Source organism: Streptomyces sp. NPDC003284 (assembly GCF_053589675.1).
Map to the genome: position 1 here is coordinate 541,608 of NZ_JBSFSI010000004.1, position 11,188 is coordinate 552,795.

An 11,188-nucleotide genomic window follows, 5' to 3' on the forward strand; every position below is an offset into this window, starting at 1 on the left:
GTGCCCGCGGGTCGTCCGGCCGGGTCCCGACACCCTTGCGCCGCCCGCCGGGCGGCGGCTAATTTGATGGCGCGTCACGACCGGTTCCGCTTCCTGGAGTTCAGCGCCTCCTTCGCTTCCGTCCCACGGCCCAGGAGTTGGTATGCGCGGCATCGCGTCGTCCAGGAGGAACACCGCACGGGTCCGCGGCCGGTCGCCGCGGCGGGCCCCGCGCCGCCGTCTCGCCCTGGTGCCCGCCCTGCTCGGAGCGCTGGCCCTGGCCGTGGCGTTCCCCGGCAGCGCCGACGCTGCCGTCCTCACCCTGCTGCCGCAGAACGCCGACGGCCTGGAGCAGACCTTCTCCCCCGCCTACGACTACGACGGCGACGGCTGCTACGCCACGGCGGCCATCGGCGCCGACGGCACCCTCAACCCGGGGCTGCGGCTCGGCGGCGACGTCAACGGGCACTGCCACGACTACCCCCAACTGGCCAACGCCAACACGTACTCGCGGGAGAAGTGCAACAACGGCTGGTGCGCGGTCGTGTACGCCAGTTACTTCGAGAAGGACCAGGCCACGCTGGGCCCCGCGGCCATCGGGCACACCCATGACTGGGAGCACGTGGTGGTGTGGATCAACGACAACCAGGTGCGCTTCGTCTCGGTGTCCCAGCACTCCGGCTATCAGGTGGCCGCCGCCTCGTCGGTGCGGTTCGACGGCACCCACCCCAAGATCGTCTATCACAAGGACGGCGTCTCCACGCACTGCTTCCGGTTCGCCAACACCAACGACGATCCCCCGGAGAACGTCACGGGCGGCTGGTTCTTCCCGCGCCTGGTCGGCTGGAACGGCTATCCCGCGGGGCTGCGCGACAAGCTGATGGGCGCGGACTTCGGCGCCGCCACCATCAAGATCAAGGACGGCGACTTCGCGTACGCCCTCGCCCACTCCATGCCCTCCGGAATCCCCTTCGACCCGAACGCCTGAGGCGCTTCGCACCAGGTCACGGCCCCCTTCACAGGTCCGTCCCCCTCCCCGGCCCGGCGACCGGCCTCCCCATGCGCGAAGTCCGGTCGTTAGGGTGTCCCAGGCGGTTGGCAAAGAATCGGTCAAGCCGCGGGACGAACGAGGGAGACAGAGCGTGGGAGCTGTACGCATGAGCAACACACCGCTGCCGGGGATCGGCACGCGGTACGACCTGACGACCCGGGAGCAGCGCCGGCTGTCGGTGGTGGCCCACCGGGACGGCACCCGGACGCTCAGTGCCTACCAGGAGGACGACGCCGACGCCTGCGCGCTGTCGGTACGGCTGACCCCGGGCGAGGCGGACAGCCTCATCGACGCCCTGATGCCGACCCACCACAGTCCGAACCTGCTGTCGACCACCGAACTGGGACTGGTGGCCGAACGGATCACCCTGTCCGCCACCTCGTACTGGAACGGCAGGCTGCTGGGCGACACGCAGATGCGCACCCGGACCGGGGTGTCCATCGTGGCCGTGCTGCGCCGGGCCGAGGCGGTGCCCTCCCCCGGGCCCGACTTCCGGCTGGCCGGCGGTGATGTGCTGATCGTCATCGGCACCCACGAAGGCGTGGAGGCTGCCGCCGGAATACTCGGGCGGGAGTGAGCACATGCACTCCGCTGTCTTCCTCATCGAGTTCGGTGCGATCCTCCTGGGGCTCGGTCTGCTCGGCCGGTTCGCCGGGCGGCTGCGCTTCTCCCCGATCCCCCTGTACCTGCTGGCCGGTCTCGCCTTCGGGGAGGGCGGGCTGCTGCCGCTGGGCGCCAGCGAGGAGTTCGTGGCGATCGGCGCCGAGATCGGCGTCATCCTGCTGCTGCTCATGCTCGGCCTGGAGTACACCGCCAGCGACCTGGTCTCCAACCTCAAGACCCAGTACCCGGCCGGTCTCGTCGACGCCACCCTCAACGCGCTGCCCGGTGCCCTCATGGCACTGCTGCTGGGCTGGGGACCGGTCGCGGCCGTCGTGCTCGCCGGTGTCACCTGGGTCAGCTCCTCCGGAGTCATCGCGAAGGTGCTCGGCGACCTGGGACGGCTCGGCAACCGCGAGACACCCGTCGTGCTGAGCATCCTCGTCCTAGAAGACCTGTCCATGGCCGTCTATCTGCCCATCGTGACGGCCCTGCTCGCGGGCAGCGGTCTGGCGGCGGGCAGTGTCACCCTGGGCATCGCCCTCGGTGTCGCCGGACTGGTGCTGCTGCTCGCGGTCCGCTTCGGCCGGCACATCTCCCGGTTCGTCTCCAGCGACGACCCCGAGAAGCTGCTCCTGGTCGTGCTGGGCCTGACCCTGCTGGTCGCCGGTGTCGCCCAGCAGCTCCAGGTGTCCGCCGCGGTCGGTGCCTTCCTGGTCGGCATCGCGCTGTCCGGTGAGGTCGCCGAGGGCGCGCACCATCTGCTGTCGCCGCTGCGCGACCTGTTCGCCGCGGTGTTCTTCGTCTTCTTCGGACTGCACACCAACCCCGCGGACATCCCGCCGGTGCTGCTGCCCGCCCTCGCCCTGGCCGCCGTCACCACGCTGACGAAGATCGCCACCGGTTACTGGGCCGCCAAGCGGGCGGGCATCTCCGCCAAGGGCCGCTGGCGTGCGGGCGGCACCCTGGTCGCCCGCGGTGAGTTCTCCATCGTCATCGCCGGGCTCGCGGTCACCGCGGGCACCGAGGCCTCGCTCGGCCCGCTGGCCACGGCGTATGTGCTGATCCTGGTCATCCTCGGTCCGCTGACCGCGCGTTGGACGGAGCCGCTGGCGCGGCGCCTGGTCGCCATGCGGCGCGAGCGGGGACCCGTGCGCGAGGAGAGCGCCGAGGTCGCCACGGTGCCGGGTCCGCGCACCGCGGTGGAACACCGGCACGACACCGCCGATCCGTCCTGAGCGGACACGACGAGGCATGTGCGTCGGGGGCCGGGGAAGTGTCAGAACACCCCGGCCCCCCGGCCGTGTCCCGTGACTTCGAAAGGTGCCTCTTTGCCCGATCCACTACGCTGCCACCAGCCGCATGGCCCATAATCCACAATTCGACGTCAAGTCGCGTCCCAGCCAACCGCGGCACCACGAGAAGAGGCCAACACCATGCCCGAACCCACCGTTTCGCCCGACCTGGCGGCGCAGTACACCGCACAGGTGACCGGGGATCTGGAGCGCAACCTGCGGGAGCAGGACCGTATCAGCGCCGAAATCGCTTCCTTGCAGGAGCAGTTGACGGTGCTGCGGCGTGACCATGATGTGCTGGTGAACATGCAGCAGGCGCTCGGCAAGGCCGCCTCGGCCTCGGACCGCGCGGCGTCGGAGACACCCTCGGCGGCCGCCCCGGAGCCGGCCACCGGCACCGTGCCCGCCCCGCGCCGTAAGGCCGCGGCCAGGACCGGCGCGACCAAGTCGGCCGCCGCCAAGGCGACCGCCACCAAGGCGTCTTCCGCCAAGGCGGGTACGGCCAAGCCCGGCGGCGCGAAGTCCGGCCCGGCGAAGACCGCCACGAAGACCGCCACGAAGGCCGCCGCCAAGACGGACGCGGTCGGCACGGACGCGGCCCAGCCGGAAGCCAAGTCCGGCACGGCCAGGACCGAGACGGCCAAGGCCGCCGCCACCAAGACCGACACGGCCAAGTCCGCCGCCAAGCCCGCGGCGGGCAAGAAGGCCGCCGCTCCGGCCCGTGGCACGAGCAAGAAGGCGGCGGCGTCCAAGTCCGCGGCTCAGAAGCCCGCCACGGAGAAGGCTGCTGCGGAGAAGTCCGCTCCGGAGAAGGCCACGGGAGACAAGGCCACGGCGGAGAAGCCGGCCGCCTCGAAGACGGCGGCCACCAAGGCGACCACCGCCAAGCCCTCGACCGCCAAGTCCGCGACCGCGAAGCCCGCGAACACGAAGTCGACGGCCGCCAAGCCCGCCGCCACGAAGTCCGCCGCGAAGGCCACCACGAAGGCCACCGCCAAGCCCGCGGCCAAGGCCGGGGCCGGGGCCGGGGCCGGTCAGCCCACGCTGGTGGAACTGGTCCGCCGTCACCTCACGGAGCAGACCGAGCCGCGCTCGGCGGCGGAGGTCACCGCCGCGCTCGACAAGGCCCACCCGGAACGCGGCGTCAAGACCACCGTCGTCCGCACCACCCTGGAGGGGCTCGTGGCCAAGAACCACGCGCACCGCTCCAAGCAGGGCACGTCGGTCTTCTACACGGCCAACGACGCCGCCGCGCAGTCCCCGGCCGCCCCGGCACAGCCGCAGGCCCAGCCGGAAGCGGCCACGGCCTGAACCCCGGCCGGTTCCGGCGGGTCCGGACGCGACACCCCCGGACCCGCCGGAACCGGCCGAACGGTGCAGGTGGGAGGGTGACAGGCAGCTCATGGCGGACACACATGGCCCATGTAAGGTGAACCTATCCTTACTGCTGCAAAGTCCCCTGTGGAGTGCACATGTCCCTTCGGCGCCGCGCCCCCGTCGCTGTCGCTCTCGCTGTCGTCGCCGCTCTGTCGGTCTCCGCGTGCGGCGGCGGTGACTCCTCCGGCGACAAGTCCTCCTCCAGCTCCTCCGCCGGAGGCGGTTCGAAGTCGGTGGCGAAGGGCGGCAAGGAGTTCGGGAGCGCCGCCCAGAAGACCGCGGCGATGGGCACCGACGCCAAGCCCGGTCAGTGGCCGCGCACCATCAAGCACGCGATGGGCACCACCGAACTCAAGAAGCAGCCCGAGCGCGTGGTCGTCCTGGACGTCGGCGAGCTGGACAACGTCGTCTCCCTCGGCATCAAGCCGGTCGGCGTCGCCTACACCGAGGGCTCGCCGCACCTGCCCTCGTACCTGAAGGGCGCGGGTGCCCCCAAGAGCGTCGGCACCATCAACAGCCTCAACCTGGAGGCGATCGCGGGGCTCAAGCCGGACCTCATCCTGGGCAGCCAGCTGCGCGCCGCCGACTCCTACGACGAGCTGTCGAAGATCGCGCCCACCGTCTTCTCCATCCGGCCCGGCTTCACCTGGAAGGAGAACTACCTGCTGAACGCCGCCGCGCTGGACCGCACCGCGCAGGCGAAGGCCGCGCTGGCCGCGTACGAGAAGCGGGCCCACGAGCTGGGCGCGAAGCTCGGCGCGCACAAGCCGTCGGTGTCCATGGTGCGTTACATGCCCAACGGTGTGATCCGGCTGTACGCCAACGACTCGTTCATCGGGACGATCCTGAAGGACATCGGTGTGCCGCGGCCCAAGAACCAGGACATCGCCGACCTGGCCGCCGAGATCAGCGCGGAGAACATCGACAAGGCCGACGCCGACTACATCTTCAGCGGTGTCTACGGCAACCCGGACGCCACCTCCCGGAGCAAGGCCCGCGGCAACCCGCTGTGGAAGAACCTGAAGGCGGTCAAGGCGGGGCACGCCTACGACGTACCGGACGAGACCTGGTACCTCGGACTCGGGGTCACCGCCGCCGACTCGGTCCTGGACGACCTCCAGAGGTATCTGAAGCCCTGACCCGGACCGATCCGGACGAGAGAGAGTGAGCGCGGCCCATGTCGCCCCCCAACCGCCGCCGAGCGGCCTGGCTGCTTGCCGGAACGATCCTGCTGTTGGGCTCCGTCCTGCTGAGCCTCGCGGTGGGCAGCCGGCAGATCGCGCCCGGCACGGTGTTCCAGGCCCTGCTGCACGGCGGCACCAGTGACGACGCCCAGGTGGTCAGAGCCCTGCGGGTGCCCCGCACGGTGCTCGGTGTCCTGGTCGGCGTCGCGCTCGCCCTCGCCGGAACGGTGATGCAGGGCATCACCCGCAACCCGATCGCGGAGCCCGGCGTCCTCGGTGTCAGCCAGGGCGCCGCGGCCGGTGTGGTGTGTGCCATCGCCTTCTTCGGCGTGCACTCGACGACCGGCTACGTCTGGTTCGCCTTCGCGGGCGCCGTCGTCGCGGCCGTGGCCGTCTACGCCGTCGCCAGCGGCGGCCGGGGCGGGGCGAGCCCCGTCAAACTGGCGCTCGCGGGGGCCGCGATGAACGCGTTCCTCGCCTCGGTGGTCTCCGGCGTCGCCACCACCCGGGCCCGTGTCCTGGACGAGTTCCGGTTCTGGCAGGTCGGTTCGCTCGACGGGCGCGGCGGCGCGGTCGTCTCCGAGATCTGGCCGTTCCTGCTGGCCGGTGCGGTGCTGGTGGTGTTGCTGGCCCGCGGGCTCGACGCGCTCGCGCTCGGCGACGAGGCGGCCCGCGCGCAGGGCCACCGCGTGGTCCGGGTACGGGCCCTGGGCGCGCTCGGCGCCACCGTGCTGACCGGCGCGGCGGTGGCCGCGGTCGGCCCGATCGCCTTCACCGGCCTCGCCGTCCCGCATCTGGCCCGCGCCCTGGTCGGCGCCTCGCACCGCTGGGTGCTGCCGCTGGCCGCGCTGCTCGGGCCGGTGATGCTGCTCTGCTCCGACGTGCTGGGCCGCGTCGTCTTCCCCCCTTCGGAGGTCCCGGTGGCCGTGATGACCGCGGTACTCGGTGTGCCGTTCCTCATCGCCCTCGTCCGGCGGCGCGCGGCGGTGGCCGCGTGAACCGCGCCGGATCCGTGTCCTACGCGCCCGCCGGGCACGCCGCGCTGCGGGTGCGGCGGGCCAGTGTCCTCGTGCACCGCCGGGCGGTCCTCGTCGCGGGCGCCCTGGCCGTCCTGCTGGCGTGCGCCTGTGTGGCGTACCTGTGCACCGGCGAGTCCTTCGTCGCGCCGGGCGAGGTGGTCCGGGTGGTGCTCGGGCAGCCCAGCCCGGACGAGCTGGTCGTGGGGACGCTGCGGCTGCCGCGCCTGGTGGTCGGGCTGCTCGCGGGCGCCGCGTTCGGCATCGCGGGCGCGACGATCCAGACGGTCGCCCGCAATCCGCTGGCCAGTCCGGACGTCATCGGGGTCACCCACGGGGCGGGGCTCGCCACCGTGACCGCGATGAGCTTCGGCCTGGTCGCCCACGACGCGCTGCCCTATGTCTCGGTGGCGGGCGGCCTCTCCGCCGCGCTGCTGGTGTATGTGTTCGCCTGGCGGCGCGGGCTGCACGCGTCGCGGTTCGTGCTCATCGGCATCGGTGTGTCGGTGGCGCTGGGCTCGCTGACACAACTGGTCCTCACCAAGGGCGATGTGGTGGTGGCCCAGCAGGCGAAGGTGTGGCTGACCGGTTCGCTCAACAGCCGGGGCTACGACCAGGCGGGCCCGCTCGCCCTCGTCCTGCTCTGCGCGCTGCCCGCGGTGGTGTGGGCGTCCCGCGCCCAGCGGGGCGCGTCGCTGAGCGACGACACCGCGCGCGCCCTCGGCATCCGCCTGAACGGGGTCCGGCTCGGGCTCACCGCGCTCGGTGTCGTCCTGACGTCGGTGGCGACCGGGGCCACCGGGCCCGTCGACTTCGTCGCCCTGCTCGCCCCGCAGATCGCGCGCAGGCTCACCCGGACCACGCAGATCCCGCTGGTGTCCTCGGCGCTGACCGGCGCGCTCGTCGTGGTGGTCGCCGACCTGCTGGCCCGGCGCCTCTTCCACCCCGTGGAACTGCCCGTGGGCGTCCTCACGGCGGCGGTCGGGGCGCCGTATCTGATGTGGCTGATCGCCCGCACCGGGCGGCGGTCGCGGGGCGCCGCCTCCTGAAGCGCGCCGACGGGACCGGACCTCTTGAGGTCCGGTCCCGTCGGCGTTTCCGCGCCCGCTCCACCGCCGGCCGGGGGAAGGGGCGCGCGGGCCCGGTCAGGCGACCGCCGCCCGGTCGTCGCTGTCCGCGGCGGCGGCGCTGCCGGTGACCGGTGCCGTGGCCGCGCGGGGCCGCCCGAGGGCGAGCGCGAGGACGGTGCCGACCGCGAGGGTGGGCGCGATCCACAGGAAGCCGGTGCCCGTCGCGTGGGCGAAGGCGTCCAGGGCGGTGTCGCGGAGCGCGCCGGGGAGCCGCCCGATGGAGTCCGGGCGGGACGGGTCGAAGCCGCCGCCGGTGGGCAGGGCGCGGACGCCGTGGGCGAAGCCGGTGGAGAGCAGGGTGCCGAAGACGGCGACACCGAAGGCCGCCCCGATCGAGCGGGCGAAGGTGACGACGGCGCTCGCGGCGCCGAGGTCGGCGGCGGGGACACTGTTCTGCACCGTGGTCAGGACGACCATCGGGACCATGCCCATGCCGACGCCGGTGATCAGGAAGTAGACGCCGAGGACGACGGTGCCGGTGCCGGTGCCGACGGTGCCCAGCAGGAGCAGCCCGGCGAGGTTGACGAGCAGACCGGAGACCAGGATCAGGCGCAGCCGTCCGGCGTGGGCGGCCCAGCGCCCGGCCAGGGACTGGCTGACGACCAGTCCGGCGACCAGCGGCAGCAGATGCACGCCCGACAGGGTGGCCGAGACCCCGTCGACGATCTGGAGGTACGTGGGCAGGTAGACCAGCACGCTGAACATGGCGGCGTTGGCCACGAAGCCGATCAGCGAGGAGAACACCACGGTGCGGGAGGTGAGCATGGCCACCGGCAGCACCGGGGCGGCGGCGCGGCGCTCGACGGGGACCAGGAGCACGGCCAGGACGACCGTGGCCAGGACCAGACCGAGGATGGCCGGCGAGGTCCAGCCCCAGCGTTCACCGAAGGAGGTGACGAGGACGATGCCGGTGGCGATGGCGGCCAGCACCAGTGAACCGACGTAGTCGATACGGGCCTTGGCGCCCTTGGCACCGGCGGGCAGCACACGGGCGGCGATGACCAGGGCGACCGCGCCGATGGGCAGGTTGATCAGGAAGGCCCACCGCCAGGAGAGCTGGTCGGTGAAGATGCCGCCGAGCAGCGGTCCGACGATGCTCGCGACACCGTAGACGGACCCGAACAGGCCCTGGTAGCGGCCGCGTTCGCCGGGCGCGACGATGTCGCCGACGAGCGCGAAGGTCAGCACGATCATGCCGCCGCCGCCCACCCCCTGGAGGGCGCGCGCGCCGATCAGTTCGGGCAGGTTCTGCGCCAGGCCGCAGGCGACGGAGGCGACGAGGAAGATCGAGGTGGAGGCCAGGTACAGGCGCTTGCGCCCGAACATGTCGCCGAGCTTGCCCCACAGCGGGGTGACCGCGGTGGAGGCCAGGAGATAGGCCGCGCTCACCCAGGCGATGTCGTCGAACCCGTTCAGGTCCTCGGCGATGCGGGGCAGTGCGGTCGAGACGATCGTCTGGTCGAGGGCGGCCAGCAGGACCGCGAGGATCAGGGCACTCATGGCCGCGGCGACGCCGCGTGCTCCGGGTGCGGGTGAGGGCTGTGCCTCGGACATCGGAGGGGTCCTTCGGGAGAGAGCGGAAGAGGGAAGGGGAGGAGAAGAGAGGAGAGGAGGGGGGAGAGAGGGGTGCGCGCGGCCGGAGGTGTCGTCCGGTCCGGCCGCGTGCGGTACGCGGGTGCCGTACGGAAGTGGGGGGCTGCCGGGGGCGGGAGCGCCGAAGGGGACGGGGCGCGGGGCGGGTCAGACGGTGACGGTCTTGTACTCGGTGTAGCTGCCGAGGCCGACGGAGCCGTACTCGCGGCCGATGCCGCTGGCCTTGAAGCCGCCGAAGGGGCCGTCGAAGCCGACCGAGGCGCCGTTGACGGTGACCGTGCCGGTGCGGATCCGCCGGGCCACGGCCAGGGCGTGTGCCTCGTCGGCGGACCAGACACCGCCGGACAGGCCGTACTCGGAGTCGTTGGCGATGCGGACGGCGTCGTCCTCGTCGTCGTAGGCGATGACGACCAGGACCGGCCCGAAGACCTCCTCCTGCGCGATCCGCATCGAGTTGTCGACGTCGGCGAACACGGTCGGGGTGACGTAGTAGCCGGCCTCCAGACCGGCCGGGACCTGCGGGCCGCCGGTGACCAGGCGGGCGCCCTCCCGGATGCCCAGCTCGACGTAGTCGATGACCCGCTGCTGCTGGTCGCGGCGGATCATCGGGCCGATGAAGGTGTCCGGGGCGCTCGGGTCGCCGACCTTGAGGGACTCCACCAGGTCCTTGAGCGCGGTCACGACCTCCTCGTAGCGCTCGCGCGGGGCCAGGATGCGGGTCTGCGCGATGCACGCCTCGCCGTTGTTGAGGAGCGAGGAGAACTTCAGTCCGGCGACGGCCGTGGCGATGTCCGCGTCCGGCAGGATCACCGCGGCCGACTTGCCGCCCAGCTCCAGGGAGACCCGCTTGAGCTGCTCACCGGCGATCGAGGCGATCCGGCGCCCGGCCCGCGTCGAGCCGGTGAACGCGATCTTGTCCACGTCGGGGTGCGAGACCAGGTGCTCGCTGGTCTCCCGGTCCGCGGGCAGCACGCTGATCACGCCCTCGGGCAGCCCGACGCGCTCCAGCAGCTCGGCCAGGAAGCCCATGCTCAGCGAGTTCTCCGGAGACACCTTCAGCACCACCGAGTTGCCCGCGAGCAGCGCCGGGATGATCTTCGAAGTGGCCGAGGAGAACGGGGAGTTCCACGGGATGACCGCCGCCACCACGCCGACCGCCTCCCTGCGCACCACGCTGCGCACCGGGGACGCCGGGTCCGACGGGGTCAGGGTCTCCTCCCAGCCGAACTCCTCGGCCGCCTTCAGATACGCGTTCGCCTGCCGCGTCAGCCCCGGCTGGCCCGCCTTGGTGAACCACAGCGCCGAGCCGTTCTCCCGGGAGATCAGCTCCGCGACCCGCTCCGCGTTCTCCTCGCGCAGCGCGTTGAACCGGCGCAGCACCGCCACCCGCTCGGCGGGGGCCACCGACGACCAGACACCGGCGTCGAACGAGGCCCGCGCCGCCGCGACCGCACGGTCGATGTCCGCCGGCCGCGCCTGCGCCGCCCGCCCGATCACCGATCCGTCGTGCGGCGACACGATCTCCAGCAGCTCCGCGTCGCTGGGCTCGGTCCAGGTTCCCGCCACGAACAGCCGGTCATACGTGATCATCACGATCGCTCCTTCGGTTCCGCAGGATCCGACACCCTGCGAGTGCTTCGCTATCTGTCCCATGACTGTAGCACTTCTCAGTGTTAGATAGACATAAGTGTGACTCGCAAAGGCTAGAGCTGTCCCACCAGAGGTACTTTTATGGAATGAGAGCCGACGCAGCACGCAATCTTGAAGCCGTTCTGACCACCGGGGCACGGATGCTCGCCGCCGACCCGGGCGCGAGCATCGCGAGCATCGCCGCCGAGGCAGGAGTGGACCGCCGCACCGTCTACCGCCGCTTCGCCTCCCGCGAAGACCTCCTGGCCGCCATCCACCACTCCCGCCTGGCCGCCGTCGAGGACGCCATCACCGACGCCCGGCTCCGCGAAGC

Annotated in this window: 10 protein-coding genes; 8 read left to right on the plus strand and 2 right to left on the minus strand. The window is 72.1% G+C overall.

Annotated elements, in window-relative coordinates; all coding sequences use genetic code 11:
- Positions 1 to 142: 142 nt before the first annotated feature.
- From ACWDYF_RS12350 to ACWDYF_RS12380, 7 genes are all read left to right on the plus strand, one after another.
- Positions 143 to 967: an NPP1 family protein gene (locus tag ACWDYF_RS12350; RefSeq protein ID WP_389465167.1), complete on the plus strand. Its 825-nt coding sequence runs from the start codon at positions 143 to 145 to the stop codon at positions 965 to 967.
- A 169-nt stretch (positions 968 to 1,136) separates the two neighbouring features.
- The gene (locus tag ACWDYF_RS12355) at positions 1,137 to 1,607 is read left to right on the plus strand and encodes a cation:proton antiporter regulatory subunit (protein ID WP_018565439.1); all 471 of its coding nucleotides are present in this window, start codon (positions 1,137 to 1,139) and stop codon (positions 1,605 to 1,607) included.
- Positions 1,608 to 1,611: 4 nt separating this feature from the next.
- Positions 1,612 to 2,868 (plus strand): cation:proton antiporter, encoded by a 1,257-nt coding sequence (locus ACWDYF_RS12360; RefSeq protein WP_389465165.1) that lies wholly within the window; start codon positions 1,612 to 1,614, stop codon positions 2,866 to 2,868.
- 198 nt (positions 2,869 to 3,066) lie between these two features.
- On the plus strand, positions 3,067 to 4,236 hold the full coding sequence (locus ACWDYF_RS12365) for a hypothetical protein (protein ID WP_389465162.1): 1,170 nt from the start codon (positions 3,067 to 3,069) through the stop codon (positions 4,234 to 4,236).
- Positions 4,237 to 4,397: 161 nt separating this feature from the next.
- Positions 4,398 to 5,441 carry an ABC transporter substrate-binding protein gene (locus tag ACWDYF_RS12370; RefSeq protein WP_389465160.1) on the plus strand — a complete coding sequence of 348 codons (1,044 nt, stop codon included), beginning with the start codon at positions 4,398 to 4,400 and terminating at the stop codon, positions 5,439 to 5,441.
- Between the two features lie 38 nt (positions 5,442 to 5,479).
- Complete coding sequence (locus ACWDYF_RS12375; RefSeq protein ID WP_389465156.1) at positions 5,480 to 6,484, plus strand: FecCD family ABC transporter permease; 1,005 nt, start codon at positions 5,480 to 5,482, stop codon at positions 6,482 to 6,484.
- A complete protein-coding gene (locus ACWDYF_RS12380; RefSeq protein WP_381742035.1) occupies positions 6,481 to 7,551 on the plus strand; it encodes a FecCD family ABC transporter permease in 1,071 nt (356 codons plus the stop codon). Before ACWDYF_RS12375 ends, ACWDYF_RS12380 begins: the two co-directional genes overlap by 4 nt.
- Before the next feature lie 96 nt (positions 7,552 to 7,647).
- On the opposite strand, the gene ACWDYF_RS12385 is transcribed toward ACWDYF_RS12380, so the two are convergent.
- On the minus strand, positions 7,648 to 9,186 hold the full coding sequence (locus tag ACWDYF_RS12385; protein ID WP_389465152.1) for an MDR family MFS transporter: 1,539 nt from the start codon (positions 9,184 to 9,186) through the stop codon (positions 7,648 to 7,650).
- 186 nt (positions 9,187 to 9,372) lie between these two features.
- Entirely contained in the window at positions 9,373 to 10,815 is a 1,443-nt protein-coding gene (locus ACWDYF_RS12390; RefSeq protein ID WP_018565446.1) for an aldehyde dehydrogenase, read from the minus strand.
- A 200-nt stretch (positions 10,816 to 11,015) separates the two neighbouring features.
- On the opposite strand from ACWDYF_RS12390, the gene ACWDYF_RS12395 reads away from it, so the two are divergent.
- On the plus strand, positions 11,016 to 11,188 hold a 173-nt coding region (locus tag ACWDYF_RS12395), incomplete at its 3' end, for a TetR family transcriptional regulator (RefSeq protein ID WP_451584278.1).

Excerpts from the sequence above, each read along its gene's own strand:
- ACWDYF_RS12360 (WP_389465165.1), top strand. The coding sequence starts at position 1,612 with ATGCACTCCGCTGTCTTCCTCATCGAGTTCGGTGCGATCCTCCTGGGG.
- ACWDYF_RS12385 (WP_389465152.1), bottom strand. The coding sequence starts at position 9,186 with ATGTCCGAGGCACAGCCCTCACCCGCACCCGGAGCACGCGGCGTCGCC.
- ACWDYF_RS12370 (WP_389465160.1), top strand. The coding sequence starts at position 4,398 with ATGTCCCTTCGGCGCCGCGCCCCCGTCGCTGTCGCTCTCGCTGTCGTC.
- ACWDYF_RS12350 (WP_389465167.1), top strand. The coding sequence starts at position 143 with ATGCGCGGCATCGCGTCGTCCAGGAGGAACACCGCACGGGTCCGCGGC.
- ACWDYF_RS12375 (WP_389465156.1), top strand. The coding sequence starts at position 5,480 with ATGTCGCCCCCCAACCGCCGCCGAGCGGCCTGGCTGCTTGCCGGAACG.
- ACWDYF_RS12355 (WP_018565439.1), top strand. The coding sequence starts at position 1,137 with ATGAGCAACACACCGCTGCCGGGGATCGGCACGCGGTACGACCTGACG.
- ACWDYF_RS12365 (WP_389465162.1), top strand. The coding sequence starts at position 3,067 with ATGCCCGAACCCACCGTTTCGCCCGACCTGGCGGCGCAGTACACCGCA.
- ACWDYF_RS12390 (WP_018565446.1), bottom strand. The coding sequence starts at position 10,815 with ATGATCACGTATGACCGGCTGTTCGTGGCGGGAACCTGGACCGAGCCC.